Genomic DNA, 21290 nt, shown 5'->3' with positions numbered 1-21290 from the left:
GAATTTTTTCGAGCCTGTCAAGGTTATATTATCGGAAATGCTCACATAGATTCCAGAAGAAGAGAAGTGTGGGGAGGGAGCCAGATGACTTCACGGCAAACGGGCAGGCGGATCGCCTCTATTTCCGCGGAGCGGCGGAGACGGAAAAGCGGGATGCGGAGTGTGTCAAGGCCGGCGGCCGGGCGGCGGGAAGATCATCCGCGCCCCGGGGAGCGGCGGCAGCTGCTGCAGCTGGTGATCTGCAGCGGGATCTTTGTGCTGCTGGTGGCGGCCAAGCTGGTGCTGCCGGAGCCCATGGTCCGGGTGAACGCCAGACTGTACCGTGCTATGGAGCAGAACATGGATGTACAGGCCGTATTCTCGGCACTAGGGCGTGCGATTTCCGGAGAGAACGGCCTGGACCAGACCGCGGATGAGGTCTATCAGGCGGTTTTCCATCCTCAGGAGAATGATGAAGCGGTCCAGACCGCTGCACAGATCACCGCCGCCCAGGCGGAAGGAGCCATACAGCTGTTACAGGAATATCGGCGTGACACATCTCTTCCTCAGGAGCAGGCAGGTCAGGAGCAGCAGGCAGCCGATACTGCCGAGCCGCAGGCAACAGAGGTTTCCACGCTGGCTTATGTGCTGTATTCCAACCAGAATCTTCCGGAGGGTGTCAGTCTGGAGCAGGCGATCCTAGACTTTGATTACTGCACACCGGTGTCCGGAGCACTGAGCTCAGGTTTCGGTTACCGGGACCATCCCATCGAGGGGGAAGAGCGGTTCCACTACGGCGTGGACCTGGCGGCCGACACCGGGACAGAGGTGGATTGCTTTGCTGACGGGACTGTCACGGCGGTAGGGGAGAGCAGCAGTTACGGAAGATACTGCATGGTGGCCCATGAGGGCGGATATTCCACCCTGTACGCCCATTGCAGCCGGATCACGGCTTCCTCCGGCAGTGCGGTGCGGCGGGGAGAGAAGATCGCCGAGGTGGGGGAGACGGGCATTGCCACGGGACCTCATCTCCATTTTGAACTGCAGAAGGACGGCGTGTACTTAAACCCCATCTACTATGTCTCTGTGCTGTGAGGAGACGTTCCGGATCTCTCCCGGCTTCTGTCTGCTGACCGCCTGGTTCGCCGCGGTGAACGGCTGGTGTCTGACCGTCGTAGTCCTGGGGGCGGCAGCGGTCCATGAGCTGGGCCACTGGGCTGTTCTGAAAGCGTTGGGAGCAAGGACCCTGGGATTGCGGATCGGCGTTCTGGGGGCGGTGCTGGCGGTGGACAGCCGGGGACTGTCCTATGGACAGGAGCTGGCGGCTGTCCTGGCGGGCCCGGCGGCCAATCTGCTGAGCGCGGCGGTGCTGGCAGGAGTGGGTATGGAGACTGCGGCAGGGGCACATATCGTCCTTGGTATCTTCAACCTGCTGCCCATCCGGCCCTTGGACGGAGGACGGGCACTGTATCTGGGGACATCGTGGCTGCTGGGCCCTGCGGCGGGAGAGGCGACGGCCCGGTGGACCGGGGCGGTGACGGCGGTGGTCCTGGCGGCTGGGTTGGGTTGGCTGATGATCCGAAGCGGCGGCAGTCTGTGGCTTCTTCCGGCGGCGGTGGGTGCACTGGCCGCAGCGGGCCGGGAATGTTTCGAAAAATGAACTTTTTTGCAAAATAATGCTTGCAATGCGGGACGATCTGTGGTATCCTATTCAAGCTAAAAGGGTGGTCCTCTGTCGTGCACCGGCCAAAAGTTGCCGAAAGTGCGTGAATAGCGGCATGAACGCCTATACAATAGGAGGAAAATATCCATGGATCTCATCAAGGAACTCAACAAGGAAACCCTGCAGAACGAGGTAACCAACGTCAAGATCGGTGACACCGTCCGTGTCCACGTGAAGGTCAAGGAAGGCTCCCGTGAGCGTATCCAGGTCTTCGAGGGCACCGTCATTGCCAAGAAGCACGGCGGCATCGAGGAGACCATCACCGTCCGTCGTATCTCCTACGGCGTCGGCGTGGAGAAAGTGTTCCCCGTTCATTCTCCCTCCATCGACCACATTGAGGTCGTCCGCAACGGTAAGGTCCGTCGTGCCAAGCTGTACTATCTGCGCGGCCGCGTCGGCAAGGGCGCCAAGGTCAAGGAGAAGCTCTAAGAGAGACAAAAAGAGAGGCGCAAGCCTCTCTTTTTTGTTGCAGAAAATTCCCCTGTGCCCTTGTGGTCCGGGGATTTTTTTGTTATACTACTTTAGATTATAGTGGAAACCTATTGGCTGTGGAGGGATCGGCGATGACGGCAGAAAAGCGAGCGGAGCAGCGCGGGCGCGGGGCCTATGAATGGGTCCAGACCCTGGTCTGTTCTGTTTTGGCCGTGGTGCTGGTATTTACTTTCGCGGTCCGTGGATTCTGGGTAGACGGCCAGTCCATGCGGGAGACTCTGCAGAACGGCGACTTGCTCCTGATCCTGAATGACCACCTCTGCGGGGGCTATCAGCCGGGGGACATCGTGGTTCTGCGAAAGGCCAGCTTCCGGGACGGCAAGCCCCTTGTGAAGCGGGTCATCGCCCTGGAAGGCCAGACAGTGGACATCGACTTTGATGCCGGCATCGTCTATGTGGACGGAGAAGCGCTGGAGGAGGATTACATCCGGGAGCCCACCTGGACATCCGAGGGTTTGGATTTTCCCATTACCGTCCCGGAGGGACACATTTTTGTGCTGGGTGACAACCGCAACAACAGCAGTGACAGCCGCCATAAGGATCTGGGTCCCATCGACATCCGCATGGTCACGGGAAAGGCCGTTTTTCTGTTGGTTCCCGGTGTGACGGCGGACCAGGTCGCACGGGAGTGGAGCCGCGTGGGCTCTCTGCAATAAAGGAGAACAAGATGGAAGAGAACGAGAAAAAACAGCGGGAAAACGGGAAAGACTTCTATGAGTGGGTCCAGGCACTGGTCTGCTCCGTGCTGGCCGTGGTGGTGTTGTTCACCTTTGTGATCCGCCTCATTGGCGTGGACGGTCACTCCATGGTGCCCACCCTCCAGGATGGGGACCGCCTGCTGGTGCTGAATTCCATGCTGTATGATGATTACAAATACGGCGATATCGTGGTTCTGCGGAAAAATGCCTTTTTGGAGGAGCCCATTGTGAAGCGGGTCATCGCCACCGAGGGGCAGACCGTGGACATCGACTTTTCCTCCGGCAGCGTCTATGTGGATGGCCTGCTGCTGAAGGAGGACTATATCAATGAACTGACCTTGCTGGAGGAGGGGACCGAGTTTCCGCTGACGGTGCCCGAGGGCAGCATCTTTGTCATGGGCGACAACCGGAACCACTCCAGTGACAGCCGGGATTCCCGGCTGGGCACGGTGGACTGCCGCTATGTCATCGGCAAGGCGGTGTTCCTGGCCTTCCCCGGTCCGGACGCCTATACCGGGGAGCGCAGCTTCAAACGGATTGGAGTGATCGTGTGAAGCATCATACGATCATTCAGATCGCCCATCGCCTCGCCCTGACGGGCAACCGGCGATGATGGCGGAATCCCCCATTTCGCCGGGGGAACAATTCATCTTTACATGTGCTGCGCATCGCGGCGCAATGGGGGATTGGTATGAATATTCAATGGTATCCCGGTCATATGACCAAAACCCGGCGGATGATCGCCGATCAAATCAAGAATGTGGACGCCGTGTGTGAGATCCTGGACGCCCGCATCCCGGTGTCCAGCCGGAACCCGGACGTGGACGAGCTGACGGCGGGGAAGCCCCGGCTGGTGGTGCTGAACCGGGTGGACCAGGCGGACCCGGAGGCCACGAAGCAGTGGGCGGCGTATTTCCGGGCCAAGGGCTATGCCGTGCTGGAATCTGACGCCAAGGGCGGACAGGGAACGGCAAAGTTTGCCGGAGCCGTCCGGGAGCTGCTGGCGGACAAGCTGAAGGCCTACGCTGAAAAAGGTATGGCGGGCCGGGTGGTCCGGGTGATGATTTTAGGAATCCCAAATGTGGGCAAGTCCACCTTTATCAATAAGGTGGCGGGCCGCAAGACCGCCAAGACCGAGGACCGCCCCGGCGTCACCCGCTCCAAGCAGTGGGTGCCCATTGACCGCGGCCTGGAACTGCTGGACACCCCTGGCATCCTGTGGCCCAAGTTCGAGGACCAGAGCGTTGGTCTGAACCTGGCCTATACCGGCGCGGTGAAGGACGATATCCTGGACACCGAGACCCTGGGCTGCCACTTGATGGCCTACCTGGGAGAACAGTACCCGGACGCTCTGAAAACAGGCTATAAACTGGCTGCCCTGCCGGAGCGGGAGACGGAAGAAAATGATGTCGCCTACGGTTACCGCCTCTTGGAGGCAGCGGGCTGGAAGCGGGGATTCCTGATTTCCGGCGGGGATGTGGACACGGAGCGCATGGCGAAGATCCTGCTGGACGAGTTTCGGGCTGGCAAGCTGGGACGCTTTACACTGGAGCTGCCGGAGTAAGGAGAGATATTTATGAACTGCCCTGTCTGCGGAAAAGAGATGAAAGCTGGGAAAATCGCATATGCGCCGCAGGCCGGTATTCATTTCCTGCCGCCCGGCGTTCAGCATCTGCCCCGCGTGGTGACAAAACGGGGAATTGAAAAGCAGGGTGGGATCGTTTTGGACGGCCCCAATAACCTGGGCCTTTTGGAAAGTGACGGAACGCTCTCGGCTTATATTTGCAGAGAGTGCCGGAAAATTGTGGTGGAATATTAAAGGAGGCGGCTCATGGGTCCTGGTATCCTGACGCGGTATTCCAAGCAGGTGCTTGGAGGTATCCTGGCTGTCTTTGCCATCATGGCGGCGGTGCTGCTGTATTTCCGGTTCCGCAGTCCGGTAGGCGGTGTATCACCCCATGAGATGGTGAATGATCTTTATGAATGGGAGTATATGACGTTTACAGCGGAGCAGGAGGTGTATTCCACAGATGTGAATACCATTCTCCTGTATTTCCGCAATGACGCGCCGGACGGTGTAGTGTGGCTGTCCTCACGACAGTCAAGTTTTGCTTACGAACTTGAGTATTGGAAGGATGGAGCCTGGCATCGAATGCGCCCTGTGGTGAAAAGCCCCCAGTGGAGCGACACCGGTGGTACTCCGAAAACCGACATCGTGAACTGGAACGGCGGTGAGATCACGCTGCATTGTGACATTGCTCACGATTATCCAACGCCTCTGCGGGCGGGGCGGTATCGGATCGTCATACCGGACTGCGAGCATATGAAGGGTGCTCTTGCGGATCTGACTGTGGAATTTGAGGTAAGATAAATGGACCTTTGGACATACGAGCGGGAACAATGGAACAGCGGCGTTCAGACTATTTGCGGCGTGGACGAGGCGGGGGCGGGGCCCTTGGCGGGGCCGGTGTATGCCGCTGCTGTCATCCTGCCACGGGAACTGGACATCCCCGGCCTCAACGACTCCAAGAAACTGACGGAGAAGAAGCGGGAGGCCCTGTTCGACATCATCACCGCCCAGGCGGTGGCGTACAGCATCGCCCGGGTGGAAGCAACGGAGATCGATGAAATGGATATCCTCAACGCCCGGATGCTGGCCATGCAGCGGGCTATTGACGGCCTGACGGTCAAACCGGACCTGGCTCTCATCGACGGCAACCGGGACCACGGCAGCATCCATGTCGTCACGACGCCCCACGTTACCATCGTGGGCGGCGACGGGAAAAGCGCCTCCATCGCGGCGGCGTCTATTTTGGCGAAGGTCAGCCGGGACCGATATGTGTCCACGGAGCTGGACGCCCTGTATCCTCAGTATCAATTCGCCAAACACAAGGGCTACGGCACCAAATTACATTACGAAATGCTGGACCAATATGGTCCCTGCCCGGCCCACCGGGTCACCTTCCTGAAAAAGTGGGAGGCACGGCGGCCATGAGTACCACCAGAAGTACTGGAAACCGGGGTGAGGCGGAGGTGGCCCGCTATTTGCGGAAGAAGGGCTATACCCTCCTTGCCAGTCAGTGGCGCTGCCGGTTCGGAGAGCTGGACCTGGTGGCACGGGACAGGCGGGGCACCGTCTGCTTTGTGGAGGTCAAGCTGCGGAGCACCGGGGCCATCGGGTTACCCCGGGAGTTCGTGGATGCCCGGAAGCAGGAACGGCTGCGGACTGCCGCCGCCGCTTATCTTAGCTCCCATGACATCGATGCCCCCGCCCGGTTCGATGTGGCGGAGGTCTACGCGGAAAACGACGGCGCCCTCCGGATGGAATACCTGGAGAACGCCTTTGAATAACAGAAGTGGACGGCGTGCCCGGTGGTCACGCCCTACATAGGAAAGCGAGGAAATAACAATGAAGTATTACAGCACACGGGACAAGGCCGTCCGCATGGAATCCGCGGAGGCTATCAAGATGGGTCTGAGCCGGGACGGCGGCCTGCTGACGCCGGAGACCATCCCCCAGATCGACGAGGCCTTTCTGACAGAACTGGTGAACGCCCGCTATCAGGAGCGGGCCGCCAGGGTCATGGGCCTGTACCTGACCGATTACACCTATGAGGAGCTGCTGGGCTTCGCGGAAAACGCCTACGGCCCCGACAAGTTTGATACCGACGCCGTGGCGCCCGTCCGCAAGGTGGATGATGCCACCCACTGCCTGGAGCTGTGGCACGGCCCCACCAGCGCTTTCAAGGATATGGCGCTGCAGATGCTGCCCCAGCTGCTGTCCGCCGCCCTCCGCAAGACCGGGGAGGACAAGACCGTCTGCATCCTGGTGGCCACCTCCGGCGACACCGGCAAGGCCGCCATGGAGGGCTTTGCCGACGTGCCCCAGACCCGTATTATGGTGTTCTATCCCAAGGACGGCGTGTCCAAGGTCCAGGAGACCCAGATGGTCACCCAGGACGGTGCCAACGTGGGTGTCTGTGCCGTGGTGGGCAACTTCGACGACGCCCAGGCCGGCGTGAAGCGCATTTTCTCCGACGAGCAGATGCGGGCCACCCTGGCGGACCGGGGCTTCTTCCTGTCCTCCGCCAACTCCATCAACTGGGGCCGCATTCTGCCTCAGGTGGTGTACTACATCTCCGCCTACTGCGACCTGGTCCGGGACGGCGGGATCAAGATGGGCGACAAGGTGAACTTCTGTGTCCCCACCGGCAACTTCGGCGACATCCTGGCGGCCTATTATGCAAAGCGTATGGGCCTGCCCGTGGGCAAGCTCATCTGCGCCAGCAACCGCAACGACGTGCTGACGGACTTCCTGCGCACCGGCGTCTATGACCGGAACCGGCCCTTCCACACCACCATGAGCCCCTCCATGGACATTTTGGTGTCCAGCAACCTGGAGCGGCTGCTGTTCGACCTCTCCGGCGAGAATGACGAAGAGGTGAAGGGCTACATGGCGGCTCTCAGCAAGGACGGAAAGTATGAGGTCTCCGACGCCATTAAGACGGCGGTGAAGGAGCAGTACTGGGGCGGCTTCTGCGACGAGGCCGGCACCGCCGCCACCATCGCGGACTACTACAAGAACAAGGGCTACCTGATCGACACCCACACCGCTGTGGCGGCCAACGTTATGGAGCAGTACCGCAAGGCCACCGGCGACGAGACCGTGACGGTGTTCGTGTCCACTGCCTCTCCCTATAAGTTCTGCAACCATGTGCTGACTGCCATCGGGGAGACCCCGGTAGGCGACGGCGTGGAGCTGCTGGACCAGCTGAACGCGGTGTCCGGCGTCACCGTGCCCCGCCGTCTGGCCGCTCTGAAGGGCAAGGCGCAGCGGTTCGACATGACCGCCGAGAAGCAGAACATGGACAACGTGGTGCTGGACTTCCTGAAAAAATAGTGGTCATGAAAACGCTGAAGAGGAAATGGGCCAGAGCGGTGACGATCCTGATGGTCATATCTATTGCGTTTGCTGCGCTGCCTGTATTGATGTATGATGTGTTGGATACGGGTTCCCCTGTCTGGGGTATCCTGGGAGTGACTGGCGCAACGGTGGGACTGATTGCTATGCTCGTCGTGCGGTGTGTCTTTTTGAAGTGTCCATGTTGTGGCAAGGGCCTGGCGCGGCCCTACTGGAAAGCCAGTGAGATCCACGAACAATTCTGCGTCAAATGCGGCAAGCCTTTCGTTTTTGATGACGAAGAGGACGCATACAAAGAATAAATAGAAGGGAGGGGCGTTTATGGCCCTCTATGCCATCGGGGACCTGCACCTCTCCCTGTCGGTGAACAAATCCATGGAGGTGTTCGGCCCCGCCTGGGAGAACTACCACGCCCGCATCGAGGAGGCCCTGGAGGTCCTAACGGAGGACGATACCCTGATTCTGGCAGGAGACACCTCCTGGGGCATGAACCTGGCGGAGGCGGAGGCGGACTTCCGCTTCCTAGACCGGTTCCCCGGGAAAAAGTATCTCCTCAAGGGCAACCACGACTACTGGTGGACCACCGCCGCCAAGTTTCGGCGGTTCTGTGAGGAAAAGGACCTCCGCAGCCTGGACCTGCTCCACAACAACTGCGCCTTTTACGGGGACTATGCCCTCTGCGGCACCCGGGGCTGGTTTTTGGAGGAGGAGCAGAAGCCCCACAACGCCAAGGTGTTGGCCCGGGAGATCGGGCGGCTGGAGACCAGCCTGCAGGCGGCGGGGGAGAAGCCCATCCTGTGCTTCCTCCACTATCCGCCTATCTACCAGGGCTATCAGTGCCCGGAGATTTTGACGGTTTTGGCGAAATACCATGTGGAGCAGTGCTGCTACGGCCACCTCCACGGCCCCACCATCCGCCGCAGGCTGGAGGGAAAGCGGGGAGAAACGGAATTTTCCCTGATTTCCGCCGACTATCTGGGATTTGTCCCAAAAAAAATTTGCGAATAACAGAAAAAAGACTGGATTTTTCAAGATTTTTCTGTTAAAATATCTATTCGCATCGGCGTGTAGCCAATGATGAACGGAGGAATAAACAAAATGAGTTTGAAAAGCTGCGAAAAAATTGAAAAGAGCCAGGTCGTTCTGACCATCGAGGTCGGTTCTGCCGAGTTTGAGGCTGCCATCGAAAAGGCATATCAGAAGATGCGCAAGAAGATCAATGTCCCGGGCTTCCGTCCCGGCAAGGCCCCCCGCAAGGTCATCGAGGGCATGTACGGCGCAGAGGTGTTTTTCGAGGAGGCCATCAATATTGCATTCCCCGAGGCCTATGAGGCCGCTGTGAAGGAGAAGGAGCTGCAGGTCGTGGGCTATCCCGCCGTTGAGATGGTGGGCGAGTGCACCAAGGAAGGCTTCACCTTCACCGCCACCACCCCCGTGTATCCCGAGGTCACCCTGGGCGAGTACAAGGGCCTGACTGCTGAGAAGGACGAGGTGAAGGTGGGCGCTGCTGACGTCAACGAGCGTCTGAAACTGCTGCAGGACCGCAACACCCGTCTGGTGTCCGTGGACCGCGAGGCCAAGGAGGGCGACACCGCTGTCATCGATTTCGAGGGCTTCCTGAACGGTGTGCCTTTCGACGGCGGCAAGGGCGAGGGACACAATCTGGAGCTGGGCTCCCACAGCTTCGTTCCCGGCTTTGAGGAGCAGGTGGTCGGCATGAAGGCCGGCGAGGAGAAGGACCTGGACATCACCTTCCCCGAGGATTACCACGCCGACCTGGCCGGCAAGGCTGTCGTGTTCAAGGTCAAGGTCAACGAGGTCAAGGCCAAGGAAGTCCCCGAGCTGGACGATGAGTTCGCCAAGGACGTGTCTGAGTTCGACACCCTGAAGGACCTGAAGGCCGACCTGAAGAAGCAGATCACCGAGGAGCGCCAGAAGGACGCCGACCGCGCCTTCGAGGACGCCGTCATGGAGCAGGCTGCCGCCAACATCACCGCCGAGATTCCCGACGCCATGGTGGAGACCCAGTGCCGTCAGTTCCTGGACAACTTCAAGATGCAGATCGCCCAGCAGGGCATCCCCTATGAGCAGTACATGCAGATCACCGGCATGGACGAGGCCAAGCTGCTGGAGGACGCCAAGGAGCCCGCTCTGCGTCAGGTGAAGATGGACCTGACTGTGGCCGCCATCATCAAGGCTGAGAATCTGGATGCCACCGACGAGGAAGTCGAGGCTGAGTACAAGAAGCTGGCTGAGCAGTACAACATGGACATCGAGATGGTCAAGAAGTATCTGCCCGCCGAGCAGATCAAGGACCAGTTGGTGAGCCAGAAGGCCGTGGCTGTTGTGGTGGACAGCGCCAATGTGGTGGTGAAGAAGGCTCCCGCCAAGAAGACCACCAAGAAGACCACGAAGAAGGCCGACGCCGAGGCCGAGGTGGAGACCACCGAGACTGAGGCAGAGAAGGACGCCGAATAAGCACGAATCTTTCCCGCAGTACATTTTACAGATTCGACACATTCTCTCATGGTGCCTGTGGTATCATGAGAGAATGGTTTATTAGGCATCTCTCGAGGCATCGGAGAGCACAAAAGATCGGAGGTTTTCCAAATGAGTTTAGTCCCTTACGTTGTGGAGCAGACCAGCCGCGGCGAGCGTTCCTATGACATTTTCTCCCGCCTGCTGAATGACCGCATCATCTTCCTGGGCGAGGAGGTCAACGCCACCACCGCCAGCCTGGTGGTGGCCCAGCTGCTGTACCTGGAGGCCCAGGACCCCGACAAGGATATCCAGCTGTATATCAACAGCCCCGGCGGCTCCGTTACCGATGGCATGGCCATCTATGACACCATGCAGTATGTCAAGTGCGACGTGTCCACCATCTGCGTGGGCATGGCTGCCAGCATGGGCGCCTTCCTGCTGTCCGCCGGCGCCAAGGGCAAGCGCATCGCTCTGCCCAACGCCGAGATCATGATCCACCAGCCCTCCGCCGGCACCCAGGGCAAGGTGACGGACATGGAGATCGACGTGGAGCACTTCCTGCGGATCAAGAAGAAGCTGAATGCGATCATGGCGGAGAACACCGGCAAGACCGCCGAGGAGATCAAGGAAGCCTCCGAGCGGGATCACTGGATGACGGCCCAGGAGGCCAAGGACTTCGGCCTGGTGGACCAGATCATCACTGCTAAGAAATAAGAAGAGGTAAGACCATGAGCGACGACAGCAAAAAGTCCCTGCGGTGTTCCTTCTGCGGCAAGCATGAGAACCAGGTGCACCGCATGATCCAGGGACCCGGCGTGCGCATCTGCGACGAGTGTGTCCAGCTGTGCATGAGCATTTTGAGCGACGGCTTTGACGACGAGGACGTGGAGCCTCTGGAGGATATGCCGGACGAGCTGCCCACTCCCCGGGAGATCAAGGACGTGCTGGACCAGTATGTCATCGGTCAGGACGAGGCCAAGGTGGCCCTGTCCGTGGCTGTTTACAACCACTATAAGCGCATTTTCTTCGGCGGAGACGAGGATGTGGAGCTGCAGAAGAGCAACATTCTGATGCTGGGACCCACCGGCTCCGGCAAGACTCTGTTCGCCCAGACCCTGGCCCGTATTCTGAAGGTGCCCTTTGCCATCGCCGACGCCACCACCCTCACCGAGGCTGGCTACGTGGGCGACGATGTGGAGAACATTCTGCTGCGTCTCCTGCAGGCCGCCGACTTCGATGTGGAGCGGGCCGAGCGGGGTATCATCTACGTGGATGAGATCGACAAGATCGCCCGCAAGAGCGAGAACACCTCCATCACCCGGGATGTATCCGGCGAGGGCGTGCAGCAGGCCCTGCTGAAGATCGTGGAGGGCACGGTTGCCAACGTGCCGCCCCAGGGCGGCCGGAAGCACCCCCATCAGGAGTTCATCCAGATCAACACCAAGAACATCCTCTTCATCTGCGGCGGCGCCTTCGACGGTCTGGAAAAGATCATCGAAAAGCGCCTGGACCAGAAGAGCATCGGCTTCGGCGCCAATGTCCAGGGCAAGAAGGACAAGGACATGGATAAGATCCTCCATGAGGTCCAGCCCCACGACATTCTGAAATTTGGCCTGATCCCCGAGCTGGTGGGCCGCCTGCCCATGATTGCCCCCCTGAACGCATTGAAGCGGGAGGACCTGGTGCGCATCCTGCAGGAGCCCAAGAACGCCTTGGTGAAGCAGTACCAGAAGCTGCTGGAATACGATGATGTGGACCTGGAATTTGAGACGGAGGCCCTGAACGCCATCGCCGACAAGGCCATTGCCCGCAACATCGGCGCCCGCGGCCTGCGGGCCGTCATGGAGGGCATCCTGACGCCCCTCATGTACGACATTCCCTCCGACCCCACCATCGTCAAGGTGGTCATCACCCGGGACTGCGTGGAGGGAACGGGTGAGCCCGTGCTGACCCGGGACCCCAACAAGGTCAGCTATTCCGTGAAACTGAACACCGGCAAGGGCGAGAAGCCGGTTCCCGGCTCCAACCCCAGATCGGCGTCTTAAGCGAAACACAAGGACGGGACGCCAATGCGTTCCGTCCTTTTTCTCATTCCAAGAAAGGAAACACCCCCTATGGAAGCAATGAATCTGAATATTCCCGTCCTGGCCCTGCGGGGTCTGACGGTTTTCCCCCATATGACCATGACCTTCGACGTGGAGCGCCGCATCTCCATCCGGGCCTTAGAGCGGGCCATGGAGGAGGACCAGGAAATTTTCCTGGTGACTCAGCGGGAGATCGGCACGGAAACGCCGGGAGAAAAGGACCTGTACGCGGTGGGCACCATTTCCCACATCACCCAGATTCTGCGGCTGTCCAAGAACTCCATCCGGGTGATGGTGGAGGGCCGCCGCCGCGCCCGCCTGCGCCGCCTGTGGCAGACGGAGCCCTTCCTCCAGGCCAACGTGGAGGAGCTGGAGGAGCCCGCCCAGTCCGAGGCCTTCCAGCGCAGCCCCCGGACCGAGGCCCTGCTGCGGCAGACCTGGAACCTGTTCAGCGAGTATGCGGAGCTGGCCGGCAGCATCCCGGAGGAAGTGGTCACCACGGTGATGGATGGCCGGGACGTGGGGTATCTGGCGGACTTCATCGCCCAGAACATTGCCCTGCGGTTTGACGACAAGCAGGAGATTCTGGAAGAGCTGGCGCCCTTCATCCGCCTGCGGAAGCTGAACGGCTTCCTGGCCCGGGAGTGCAACGTGCTGGGCTTTGAGCATGAGATGGAGGGCAAGGTCCGGGACCAGCTGGCCCGCACCCAGCGGGACCAGATCCTGCGGACTCAGATCCGGGTGCTCCAGAACGAGCTGGGGGAAGGTGAGGACGGCGACGATGAGCTGGACACCTACCGCCAGAAGATCCAGGCCCTGGAGCTGGACGAGGACACCACCAAGCACCTGCTGAAGGAGGTCACCAAGCTCTCCAAGCAGCCCTTCGGCAGCGCTGAGGGCGCCGTGATCCGGGGCTATCTGGACGTGTGCCTGGAGATGCCTTGGAACACCTATACGAAAGAACGGGTCAGCGTGGACGCGGCCCGGAAGGTGCTGGAAAAGGACCACTACGGCCTGGAAAAGGTGAAGGAGCGGATTCTGGAGACCATTGCCGTCCGCCAGATGAACCCCGAGGGCAAGGGACAGATCATCTGTCTGGTGGGCCCTCCCGGCGTGGGCAAGACCTCCATCGCCATCTCCGTTGCCAAGGCCCTGAACCGGAAGCTGGCCCGGCTGAGCTTGGGCGGCGTCCGGGACGAGGCGGATATCCGGGGCCACCGCAAGACCTACATAGGCTCCATGCCTGGCCGCATCATTGAGGCCATCAGCCGCAGTGGCTCCATGAATCCGCTGCTGTTGCTGGATGAGATCGACAAAATGGGGAATGACTACCGCGGCGACCCCGCTGCGGCACTGCTGGAGGTGCTGGACAGCGAGCAGAACCACAGCTTCCGGGACCATTTCCTGGAGATTCCCGTGGACCTGAGCAAGGTCATGTTCATCACCACCGCCAACACCATCGAGACCATTCCCCGTCCTCTGTTGGACCGCATGGAGCTGATCCAGCTATCCAGCTACACCGACGAGGAAAAGGTGCAGATCGCCCGCCGCCACCTGCTGCCCAAGCAGATGGAGGAGCACGGCCTGAAGAAGGGAAGCGTCCGCGTCAGCGACGACGTGCTGCGTGCCGTCATTCGGGACTATACCCGGGAGTCCGGCGTCCGCCTGCTGGAGCGGCGGCTGGCCGCCATCTGCCGGAAAGCCGATATGCGCATGCTGTCAGATGGTGTAAAGCGAATTACCGTTACAGAAAACGACCTGCCTAAACTGCTGGACTGCCAGCCTTATCCCCCCGCCCTCCACACGGAGAAGGAGGAGATCGGCGTGGTCAACGGCCTGGCCTGGACGGAAGCCGGCGGCGAGATTCTGGAAGTGGAAGTCAACGTCATGGAGGGCACCGGCAAGCTGGAGCTCACCGGCAATCTGGGTGACGTGATGAAGGAATCTGCCCAGGCGGCTCTTTCCTGCCTGCGTAGCCGGGCGGCGGTGCTGGGCATCCCGGCCGACTTCTATAAGACCAGGGACATCCATGTGCATTTCCCCGAGGGGGCCGTGCCCAAGGACGGGCCCTCCGCCGGTATCGCCATGGCGACCGCCATGCTGTCCGCTCTGACGGACCGGAAAATCAAGGCGGGCGTTGCTATGACAGGTGAAATTACTTTACGGGGAAGAGTGCTGCCCATCGGCGGTTTGAGGGAAAAAACCATGGCTGCCAGACGCAACGGCATCGGCACGGTCCTCATTCCCAAGGACAATGTCCGGGATTTGGAGGACATTGACCAGACCGTCCGGGCTGCCTTGCGGTTCATCCCGGTGGCCACGGTGGACGAGGTGTTTGCCGCCGCCCTGTGCCCGGAGAGCGTGCAGGAGGAGGGCACCGGCTGCGTGGCCGCCTTTGCGCCCCTTCCCCGGGAAAAGAGCGGCGACGCCGCCCTGCGCCAGTGAGAGGAGAGACGACATGGCATTGAATTTCGGAAAGGTGGAGTTTGTCCGCTCCGCGGCCAACCGGTCCGGCTTCCTGCGGGACGGTCTGCCCCAGTTTGCCTTTGCCGGCCGCTCCAATGTGGGCAAATCCTCCGTCATCAACCGTCTGGCCGGGCGAAAGAACCTGGCCTACGTGGGTGCCTCCCCGGGAAAGACCACCCAGATCAACTATTTCATGGTGGATAAGGGCGCCTATCTGGTGGACCTGCCGGGCTACGGCTATGCCAAGGTTTCCAAGGCGGAGAAGGAGCGCTGGGGCAAGCTGATGGAGAACTACTTCCAGGACGAGGGCGGTCTCATCACCGTGGGTGTCCTGATCGTGGATATCCGCCACAAGCCCACGGAGAACGACCTGACCATGCACCGCTGGTTCCGGGAGAGCGGCTGCCCGGAGATCGTGGTGGCAAACAAGCTGGATAAGCTGAAAAAGAGCCAGGTGGAGCCTGCCGTTCAGCTGATCCGGGAGACCCTGGAACTGACGGAGGAGGACATCCTGGTGCCCTTCTCCGCAGAAAAGGGCACCGGCAAGGAGGAACTGATCTCCCTGCTGAACCAGGCCTGCGAGCGATAACGGAAAAGGAACGGCGTGAGCCGTTCCTTTTTTGCGCCTATTGCATGTCAGAGGGGGGTCCGGGGCAGCTCGTTCCGGTCATCAATGGGGGTGACGAGATACAGACGCAGCAGCTTGGCCCAATCTGCTTCTGCCGCGGTGAATCCGCCGCTTTCGATAGCGGCGTCCAGTGTATCCAGTGCGGCTTCCAGCTCCGCCGGGTACAGCTCCGCACTGTAAGCGGTGTGCATCATCACTTCCCGCATGGTGTCCTCCAGACCGGGATACGCCAGCCCCCTGGCAAAGACGGCGGGATTTCCGAAGAAGGCGGTGGAGAGCAGGGAAGAATAGGATTCGCTGAGCCAGCCGTCCAGGTTGGACTGGACACCCAGCTGGAGCCGGAAGGTCTCCGGCTCTGAATAAGGTGCCTGGTCCTGCAGCCAGGATAGGAAAGCCTCGATAGTTTGTTCAGGGTACTCTGTGGTGCCCAATCGGCCGAATTCCTGCCAGTCCAGAAGGGAAAGACCGCTGAAGACGGTCCAGCGATCGGTGTAGGCCTCCTCAGCCGAAAGGCTGCTGTTGGTCACCAGCTCGTTCCAGGCGATATAGACCTTGCGGGTCTCGCTGACGGGCTCTGCATAGAGGTCCTGCCGGTTGGAGTAATCCGGATCACCATTCCTTTGAATGGGGAAGATGGAGATGTTGTTCACGGCATAGGCGTCATTTCCCAGGTCCGCCATATTTTCCACCCGGATGCCCCGGACCATGCCGTCCTTCATCAAGAAGCAGATGCTGTTGGAATAGGCGTCCTTTGGCTGATAGGCGTAAAAATAGTCATGCTCCGTCAGGATATCGCCGCCTCCTTCCTTCATGCAGTAGACCAGGTCGCTGCCGTAGGTGCCGATGACCTCCGCTTTGCTGCTGCCCACGTGGATGCTGCGGGGAGTGGAAACCTCCTTAGTCATCGTGGTCTCCAGAAGGGTGATGATGTTCCGGGGCGGCTGATCTTTCTCTTCGATATGACTGTATCGGAGCCGGATGCCTCCGGATTGCAGGCAGTCGATCGTGTGGACGGTGCTGCCGTCGTCAGCGGTCACTGTGGTTTCCTGGCTGTCCAGCCACAGGGATGTGCCGAATGGATAGGCTCCTTGCTGTTCACCCAACTCCAGGAACTCGCCGGTCTCTGTCCAATCCAGAATCAGGGCGAAGTCCGAGGCAGGAGAGGGGGTGGGGAGTGTGTTCTCCGTGTCGGAGACCGGCGGGCTGGGAGGCGGTGCGGATACGTCATTCCGCTGTTCCCGGCTGTATAGGCAGATTGCCAGGCCCGCCAGTGCTGCCAGCACCAGCGCCAGGGAAATGTATTGCAGCCACTTTGGAGCGGCTTTTTTCGCCTCCGACGTCTCCGTCAGCTCCGCCACCGACACGCCGAACTCTCTGGCAAGAGCCAGTAAATTTTCCATATCCGGCGACGCGGCGTCGGTTTCCCATTTGCTGACCGCCTGCCGGCTGACGCCCAGCCGGGCGCCCAGTTCCTCCTGGGAGATCCCCAGGCGTTTGCGATACATGCTGATGCGCTGCCCCAGGGTCATGGGCGGAACACCTCCTTTTCATGCTCACAGGATACCACAGATGTAAGGAACTGGCTACCACCCGGGTGTCAAATATCGGTTGCGGCGGCAAAAAAGAGAGAAAATCCGCCTGTTTTACCTCTGGCAGACCAGAAATCTGCACTGGCCGAATTTTTGGGAAAATCTCCGTTACCCCCTATGCAAACCCGGAAAAATACGCTACAATATAAACGTTAAAATCTGCGAAAAACAACGGAGGTTTTTGAAATGGCAAAACCTGTTTATAAGCGGGTCCTGCTGAAGATCAGCGGCGAGGCCCTGGCCGGCGGAAAGGGAAGCGGCCTGGATTTTGAAATGATCGGCAGCGTCTGCGATGTCATCAAGGAGTGCCTGGACATGGGGGTCCAGGTGGGCCTGGTGGTGGGCGGCGGCAACTTCTGGCGCGGCGCCAAGAACAGCGGCGGCGGCAAGATGGAGCGCACCCGGGCCGACCACATCGGCATGCTGGCCACCGTCATGAACTGCCTGGCTGTGGCCGATGTGTGCGAGCAGAAGGGCATCCCTGTTCGGATCCAGACCGCTATCGAGATGCGGGCCATCGCCGAACCCTACATCCGGGGCCGGGCCATCCGCCATCTGGAGGAGGGCCGCGTGGTGATCTTCGGCGCCGGTACCGGCAACCCCTTCTTCTCCACGGATACGGCGGCGGTGCTGCGGGCGGCGGAGATCAACGCCGACGTGATCCTGCTGGCCAAGAATGTGGACGGCGTGTACAATGCCGACCCCGCCAAGGACCCCAATGCCGTGAAGTACGACACCATCAGCTACGACGACGTGCTGGCCCAGCACCTGATGGTGATGGACACCACCGCCACATCCCTCTCCATGGACAACCACATCCCCGTGCTGCTGTTTGCCCTGAAGGACCCCCGGAACATCATCCGGGCCCTATGCGGCGAGAACGTGGGCACCATCGTCAAGGAATAAGAACCGCGCGTCAGCGCCTCCCCATAACAGATGAAAATGTGAAAGGAAGGAACAAGTCATGTTGAAGGACGAATACAAAGTTTACGAGGAGAAAATGAAGAAGAGCATCGACTCCGTGGCTGCGGACTTTGCTTCCGTGCGTGCGGGCCGTGCCAACGCCGGCGTGTTGGACCGCATTATGGTGGACTACTACGGCAGCCCCACTCCCATCCAGCAGATCGCCGCCATTTCCTCTCCCGATCCCCGGGCTCTGGTCATTTCCCCCTGGGACAGCAAGGCCCTGAAGAGCATTGAAAAGGCCATCCAGAACTCCGAACTGGGCATCAATCCCCAGAACGACGGCCGCTGCATCCGCCTGACCTTCCCCCAGCTGACGGAGGAACGCCGTAAGGAGCTGGTGAAGCAGATCCACAAGTACGCCGAGGCTGGTAAGGTGGCCGTCCGCAACATCCGCCGTGACGCCATGGAGAACTTCAAGAAGCAGGAGAAGAAGTCCGAGATCACCGAGGACGAGATGAAGCAGGTGGAGAAGGACCTGCAGAAGCTGACCGACGACAGCTGCAAGAAGCTGGACGAGCTGCTGGCCAAGAAGGAAAAGGAATTGATGGCGGTCTGATGGCAAACGTATCAAAAACTACCGATATGGCGGGGCAGACGAAATGTCTGCCTCGTCATATTGCGATTATTATGGACGGCAACGGCCGCTGGGCCACCAGACGGGGCCTGCCCCGGACTGCCGGCCACAAGGCGGGGGCGGAGACCTTCCGCCGCATCGCCACCTATTGCAAGGATATCGGCGTCCAGTACCTGACGGTGTACGCCTTCTCCACGGAGAACTGGAAGCGCTCCGCCGACGAGGTGGGGGCCATCATGGGCCTGCTGAAAAAGTACCTGCTGGAAGCCGTGGATACCATGGAAAAGGACCACATCCGGCTCCACTTCTTCGGGGACATGACGCCCATCGACCCGGAGCTGCGGGCCCTGGCCCGGGAGACGGACGAGATCACGGAGCATCTCAGCAAGGACGATTTCCAGGCCAATGTGTGCCTGAACTACGGTGGCCGGGACGAGATTTTGCGGGCGGTGCGGCAGTTTGCCGCCGACTGTGCGGCGGGGGAGAAGAAGCCGGAGGACCTGGATGATGCCCTGTTCTCCTCCTATCTGGATTCCCGGGGCATCCCGGACCCGGAGCTGATCATCCGGCCCAGCGGAGAGCTGCGGCTGAGCAACTTCCTGCTGTGGCAGTGCGCCTATTCCGAGTTTTATTTTACCGATGTGCTGTGGCCGGACTTTGACGAGGCGGAGCTGGATAAGGCCATCGCGGCTTACCAGCAGAGAGACAGACGGTTTGGGGGCGTGAAGAAATGAGCTCTTTACAGTCCAGAGTGCTGGTGGCTGTTATCGGCGTGCCGGTGCTGGTGTGGGTGGTGCTGTGGGCACCGTCCCTTGTGATGATGGCAGCGCTGGCGCTTCTCGCGGGTATCGGCGCCATGGAGCTGCAAAAGTGCGTCAGCGGCGGTTTGAAGCGCAGCGAACTGGTGGGCTTTAGCGCAATCTGCGCTGTGTTCACCGTGGAGTGGTACTACGACCGTCCGGCGCATATGGCGCTCCTTTTTGTCCTGGAAGCACTGATCTTCTTCGGCTATGCTATTTATAAAGCCGGAGAGGTGAAGTTTGCCCAGGTCATGGCAGGGCTGTTCGGCAGCATCGCCATCGGCTATTCCTTTGCGGCGTTCCTCCGTATGGAAGCCTCCGGCATCCACCGGGCTTATCTGCTGCTGCCCTTCATCCTCAGTTTTGCCTGTGACACCTTTGCCTACTTCGCGGGCATGGCCTTCGGCAAGCACAAGCTGGCCCCCAAGGTCAGCCCGAAAAAGACCATCGAGGGCTCTATCGGCGGCATGGCGGGCAATGTGGTCTGCGGCCTGATCTTCGCTTTCGTCATGGACCGATGGTTCGGCGGCAGCATCGGCTACGGCGCCATGGCGTTGCTGGCCCTGCTGTGCGGCATCGTGGCCCAGGTGGGCGACCTGAGCTTCTCCCTCATCAAGCGGGAGTTCGGCATCAAGGACTACGGCCATCTGTTCCTGGAGCACGGCGGTGTGCTGGACCGGTTTGACAGCGTGCTGTTCGTGACCCCGGTGGTGGAAATCATTTTGAACCTGGTGAAGTAATAGACTATGAGTAAAACAATTTCCATTTTGGGCTCCACCGGCTCCATCGGCCGCCAGACGTTGGACGTGGCGGAGCAGATGGGACTGCGGGTGGCGGCGCTGACCGCCCATGCCAGCGTGGAGCGCATGGAGGAGCAGGTGCGGCAGTTCAAGCCGCGTATTGCCGTACTGACCGACGAGGCGGCGGCAAAGGACCTGGCCGTCCGTCTGGCGGACACGGATACCAAGGTGCTGGGCGGCTTTGACGCTCTTGTGGAGGCTGCCACAGTCCCGGAGGCCGACACCGTGGTCACTGCCGTGGTGGGTATGGTGGGATTAAAGCCCACCCTGGCAGCCATTAAAGAAAAGAAGCGCATCGCCCTGGCCAACAAGGAGACCCTGGTCTGCGCGGGAGAACTGGTGATGGACGCGGCGGACGCTGCCGGGGCGGAGATCGTTCCGGTGGACTCCGAGCACTCCGCCATCTTCCAGTGCGTTCAGGGCTGTGCGGACCGCAGGGAGATCAAACGGCTGATTTTGACCTGCTCCGGCGGGCCGTTCTACGGCATGACTTATGACGAAGTGGGCAAAATGACAAAGGCGGACGCTCTGCGGCATCCCAACTGGAAGATGGGCCCCAAGATCACCGTGGACTGCGCCACGTTGATGAACAAGGGCCTGGAGGTCATTGAGGCCATGCGGCTTTACCGCCTGACCTTGGAGCAGGTGAGTGTGGTCATCCACCGCCAGTCCATCGTCCACTCCCTGGTGGAATACCGGGACGGTGCGGTGCTGGCCCAGCTGGGGACACCGGATATGCGCCTGCCCATCCGGTACGCCATGACATACCCGGAGCGGGGTGTGAACCCGGCGGAGCCCCTGGACCTGTTGACCTGCCCGCCCCTGACCTTTGCGGCCCCGGACCGGGAGGCATTCCCGTGCCTGCGTCTGGCGGAGGAAGCCGCCACCGAGGGCGGCACCGCCTGCGCCATTCTGAACGGCGCCAATGAGGAGGCCGTCCGGCTGTTCCTGGCGGACAAAATCGGCTTCCATGACATTCCCCGCCTGGTGGCCCGGGCCCGGGCAACTGTGCCTGTGGTGCAGAGTCCTGCTCTGGAGGATATTCTGGAGGCGGACCGGGCGGCACGGGAAAGCGTGCTGCGGTAAGCA

Annotated in this window: 24 protein-coding genes; 23 read left to right on the top strand and 1 reads right to left on the bottom strand. The window is 60.4% G+C overall.

Annotated features, from left to right (window positions below; all coding sequences use genetic code 11):
• The first annotated feature begins 153 nt into the window (after positions 1-153).
• The 18 genes from JQM66_RS06745 (at position 154) to yihA (ending at position 15433) form a co-directional block, all read left to right on the top strand.
• Positions 154-1074, top strand: a complete 921-nt coding sequence (locus JQM66_RS06745; protein WP_235229161.1) for a M23 family metallopeptidase — start codon at positions 154-156, stop codon at positions 1072-1074.
• Positions 1058-1639 (top strand): zinc metalloprotease, encoded by a 582-nt coding sequence (locus tag JQM66_RS06740; protein WP_235229124.1) that lies wholly within the window; start codon positions 1058-1060, stop codon positions 1637-1639. The genes JQM66_RS06745 and JQM66_RS06740 overlap by 17 nt, the downstream gene beginning before the upstream one ends.
• A 150-nt stretch (positions 1640-1789) precedes the next feature.
• Positions 1790-2131, top strand: a complete 342-nt coding sequence (gene rplS / locus JQM66_RS06735; RefSeq protein WP_235229123.1) for a 50S ribosomal protein L19 — start codon at positions 1790-1792, stop codon at positions 2129-2131.
• Between the two features lie 134 nt (positions 2132-2265).
• On the top strand, positions 2266-2850 hold the full coding sequence (gene lepB, locus JQM66_RS06730) for a signal peptidase I (RefSeq protein ID WP_235229122.1): 585 nt from the start codon (positions 2266-2268) through the stop codon (positions 2848-2850).
• A gap of 11 nt (positions 2851-2861) precedes the next feature.
• Complete coding sequence (gene lepB, locus JQM66_RS06725) at positions 2862-3446, top strand: signal peptidase I (RefSeq protein WP_235229121.1); 585 nt, start codon at positions 2862-2864, stop codon at positions 3444-3446.
• 137 nt (positions 3447-3583) lie between these two features.
• A complete protein-coding gene (ylqF, locus tag JQM66_RS06720) occupies positions 3584-4456 on the top strand; it encodes a ribosome biogenesis GTPase YlqF (RefSeq protein ID WP_235229120.1) in 873 nt (290 codons plus the stop codon).
• Positions 4457-4468: 12 nt separating this feature from the next.
• Complete coding sequence (locus JQM66_RS06715; RefSeq protein WP_235229119.1) at positions 4469-4711, top strand: PF20097 family protein; 243 nt, start codon at positions 4469-4471, stop codon at positions 4709-4711.
• 12 nt (positions 4712-4723) lie between these two features.
• Positions 4724-5263, top strand: a complete 540-nt coding sequence (locus tag JQM66_RS06710) for a hypothetical protein (protein ID WP_235229118.1) — start codon at positions 4724-4726, stop codon at positions 5261-5263.
• Positions 5264-5887 (top strand): ribonuclease HII, encoded by a 624-nt coding sequence (locus JQM66_RS06705; RefSeq protein ID WP_235229117.1) that lies wholly within the window; start codon positions 5264-5266, stop codon positions 5885-5887.
• Positions 5884-6243, top strand: coding sequence for a YraN family protein (locus tag JQM66_RS06700; RefSeq protein WP_235229116.1), 360 nt, complete (start codon positions 5884-5886; stop codon positions 6241-6243). Before JQM66_RS06705 ends, JQM66_RS06700 begins: the two co-directional genes overlap by 4 nt.
• A 58-nt stretch (positions 6244-6301) precedes the next feature.
• Complete coding sequence (gene thrC / locus JQM66_RS06695) at positions 6302-7792, top strand: threonine synthase (RefSeq protein ID WP_235229115.1); 1491 nt, start codon at positions 6302-6304, stop codon at positions 7790-7792.
• Positions 7793-7797: 5 nt separating this feature from the next.
• On the top strand, positions 7798-8115 hold the full coding sequence (locus JQM66_RS06690; protein WP_235229114.1) for a hypothetical protein: 318 nt from the start codon (positions 7798-7800) through the stop codon (positions 8113-8115).
• Between the two features lie 19 nt (positions 8116-8134).
• Positions 8135-8821, top strand: a complete 687-nt coding sequence (locus tag JQM66_RS06685; RefSeq protein ID WP_235229113.1) for a metallophosphoesterase — start codon at positions 8135-8137, stop codon at positions 8819-8821.
• Between the two features lie 90 nt (positions 8822-8911).
• The gene (gene tig, locus JQM66_RS06680) at positions 8912-10291 is read left to right on the top strand and encodes a trigger factor (protein ID WP_235229112.1); all 1380 of its coding nucleotides are present in this window, start codon (positions 8912-8914) and stop codon (positions 10289-10291) included.
• A 132-nt stretch (positions 10292-10423) separates the two neighbouring features.
• Positions 10424-11008 carry an ATP-dependent Clp protease proteolytic subunit gene (locus JQM66_RS06675; RefSeq protein ID WP_235229111.1) on the top strand — a complete coding sequence of 195 codons (585 nt, stop codon included), beginning with the start codon at positions 10424-10426 and terminating at the stop codon, positions 11006-11008.
• A gap of 14 nt (positions 11009-11022) precedes the next feature.
• The gene (gene clpX / locus JQM66_RS06670; RefSeq protein ID WP_235229110.1) at positions 11023-12339 is read left to right on the top strand and encodes an ATP-dependent Clp protease ATP-binding subunit ClpX; all 1317 of its coding nucleotides are present in this window, start codon (positions 11023-11025) and stop codon (positions 12337-12339) included.
• Between the two features lie 69 nt (positions 12340-12408).
• Positions 12409-14823: an endopeptidase La gene (gene lon, locus JQM66_RS06665; RefSeq protein WP_235229109.1), complete on the top strand. Its 2415-nt coding sequence runs from the start codon at positions 12409-12411 to the stop codon at positions 14821-14823.
• A gap of 13 nt (positions 14824-14836) precedes the next feature.
• Positions 14837-15433 (top strand): ribosome biogenesis GTP-binding protein YihA/YsxC, encoded by a 597-nt coding sequence (yihA, locus tag JQM66_RS06660; protein WP_235229108.1) that lies wholly within the window; start codon positions 14837-14839, stop codon positions 15431-15433.
• Between the two features lie 47 nt (positions 15434-15480).
• Here yihA and JQM66_RS06655 read toward each other — a convergent pair whose 3' ends face one another.
• Positions 15481-17001 (bottom strand): helix-turn-helix domain-containing protein, encoded by a 1521-nt coding sequence (locus JQM66_RS06655; RefSeq protein WP_235229107.1) that lies wholly within the window; start codon positions 16999-17001, stop codon positions 15481-15483.
• Positions 17002-17247: 246 nt separating this feature from the next.
• Between JQM66_RS06655 and pyrH the strand changes: the two genes are divergently transcribed.
• The 5 genes from pyrH to JQM66_RS06630 are packed head-to-tail and all read left to right on the top strand — an operon-like array spanning position 17248 to position 21287.
• Positions 17248-17967, top strand: coding sequence for a UMP kinase (gene pyrH, locus JQM66_RS06650; RefSeq protein WP_235229106.1), 720 nt, complete (start codon positions 17248-17250; stop codon positions 17965-17967).
• Positions 17968-18025: 58 nt separating this feature from the next.
• Positions 18026-18583: a ribosome recycling factor gene (frr, locus tag JQM66_RS06645; RefSeq protein ID WP_235229105.1), complete on the top strand. Its 558-nt coding sequence runs from the start codon at positions 18026-18028 to the stop codon at positions 18581-18583.
• Positions 18583-19335: an isoprenyl transferase gene (locus tag JQM66_RS06640; protein WP_235229104.1), complete on the top strand. Its 753-nt coding sequence runs from the start codon at positions 18583-18585 to the stop codon at positions 19333-19335. Before frr ends, JQM66_RS06640 begins: the two co-directional genes overlap by 1 nt.
• Positions 19332-20141: a phosphatidate cytidylyltransferase gene (locus JQM66_RS06635; protein WP_235229103.1), complete on the top strand. Its 810-nt coding sequence runs from the start codon at positions 19332-19334 to the stop codon at positions 20139-20141. Before JQM66_RS06640 ends, JQM66_RS06635 begins: the two co-directional genes overlap by 4 nt.
• A gap of 6 nt (positions 20142-20147) precedes the next feature.
• A complete protein-coding gene (locus tag JQM66_RS06630; RefSeq protein WP_235229102.1) occupies positions 20148-21287 on the top strand; it encodes a 1-deoxy-D-xylulose-5-phosphate reductoisomerase in 1140 nt (379 codons plus the stop codon).
• Positions 21288-21290: the final 3 nt, after the last annotated feature.

Origin of the sequence: Oscillibacter valericigenes (assembly GCF_021531915.1) — a bacterium.
Lineage (GTDB): Bacteria > Bacillota > Clostridia > Oscillospirales > Oscillospiraceae > Oscillibacter > Oscillibacter valericigenes_A.
Note: the sequence above shows the minus strand (reverse complement) of the source record. Positions and strands in the feature narration are given on the sequence as shown.

Coding starts and splice junctions, on each gene's coding strand:
- tig (WP_235229112.1), top strand. CDS start 8,912: ATGAGTTTGAAAAGCTGCGAAAAAATTGAAAAGAGCCAGGTCGTTCTG.
- JQM66_RS06635 (WP_235229103.1), top strand. CDS start 19,332: ATGAGCTCTTTACAGTCCAGAGTGCTGGTGGCTGTTATCGGCGTGCCG.
- JQM66_RS06715 (WP_235229119.1), top strand. CDS start 4,469: ATGAACTGCCCTGTCTGCGGAAAAGAGATGAAAGCTGGGAAAATCGCA.
- pyrH (WP_235229106.1), top strand. CDS start 17,248: ATGGCAAAACCTGTTTATAAGCGGGTCCTGCTGAAGATCAGCGGCGAG.
- JQM66_RS06740 (WP_235229124.1), top strand. CDS start 1,058: ATGTCTCTGTGCTGTGAGGAGACGTTCCGGATCTCTCCCGGCTTCTGT.
- lepB (WP_235229121.1), top strand. CDS start 2,862: ATGGAAGAGAACGAGAAAAAACAGCGGGAAAACGGGAAAGACTTCTAT.
- JQM66_RS06710 (WP_235229118.1), top strand. CDS start 4,724: ATGGGTCCTGGTATCCTGACGCGGTATTCCAAGCAGGTGCTTGGAGGT.
- JQM66_RS06745 (WP_235229161.1), top strand. CDS start 154: ATGCGGAGTGTGTCAAGGCCGGCGGCCGGGCGGCGGGAAGATCATCCG.
- JQM66_RS06705 (WP_235229117.1), top strand. CDS start 5,264: ATGGACCTTTGGACATACGAGCGGGAACAATGGAACAGCGGCGTTCAG.
- yihA (WP_235229108.1), top strand. CDS start 14,837: ATGGCATTGAATTTCGGAAAGGTGGAGTTTGTCCGCTCCGCGGCCAAC.
- clpX (WP_235229110.1), top strand. CDS start 11,023: ATGAGCGACGACAGCAAAAAGTCCCTGCGGTGTTCCTTCTGCGGCAAG.
- JQM66_RS06700 (WP_235229116.1), top strand. CDS start 5,884: ATGAGTACCACCAGAAGTACTGGAAACCGGGGTGAGGCGGAGGTGGCC.
- JQM66_RS06630 (WP_235229102.1), top strand. CDS start 20,148: ATGAGTAAAACAATTTCCATTTTGGGCTCCACCGGCTCCATCGGCCGC.
- JQM66_RS06655 (WP_235229107.1), bottom strand. CDS start 17,001: ATGACCCTGGGGCAGCGCATCAGCATGTATCGCAAACGCCTGGGGATC.
- thrC (WP_235229115.1), top strand. CDS start 6,302: ATGAAGTATTACAGCACACGGGACAAGGCCGTCCGCATGGAATCCGCG.
- JQM66_RS06690 (WP_235229114.1), top strand. CDS start 7,798: ATGAAAACGCTGAAGAGGAAATGGGCCAGAGCGGTGACGATCCTGATG.
- JQM66_RS06640 (WP_235229104.1), top strand. CDS start 18,583: ATGGCAAACGTATCAAAAACTACCGATATGGCGGGGCAGACGAAATGT.
- lepB (WP_235229122.1), top strand. CDS start 2,266: ATGACGGCAGAAAAGCGAGCGGAGCAGCGCGGGCGCGGGGCCTATGAA.
- lon (WP_235229109.1), top strand. CDS start 12,409: ATGGAAGCAATGAATCTGAATATTCCCGTCCTGGCCCTGCGGGGTCTG.
- ylqF (WP_235229120.1), top strand. CDS start 3,584: ATGAATATTCAATGGTATCCCGGTCATATGACCAAAACCCGGCGGATG.
- rplS (WP_235229123.1), top strand. CDS start 1,790: ATGGATCTCATCAAGGAACTCAACAAGGAAACCCTGCAGAACGAGGTA.
- JQM66_RS06675 (WP_235229111.1), top strand. CDS start 10,424: ATGAGTTTAGTCCCTTACGTTGTGGAGCAGACCAGCCGCGGCGAGCGT.
- JQM66_RS06685 (WP_235229113.1), top strand. CDS start 8,135: ATGGCCCTCTATGCCATCGGGGACCTGCACCTCTCCCTGTCGGTGAAC.
- frr (WP_235229105.1), top strand. CDS start 18,026: ATGTTGAAGGACGAATACAAAGTTTACGAGGAGAAAATGAAGAAGAGC.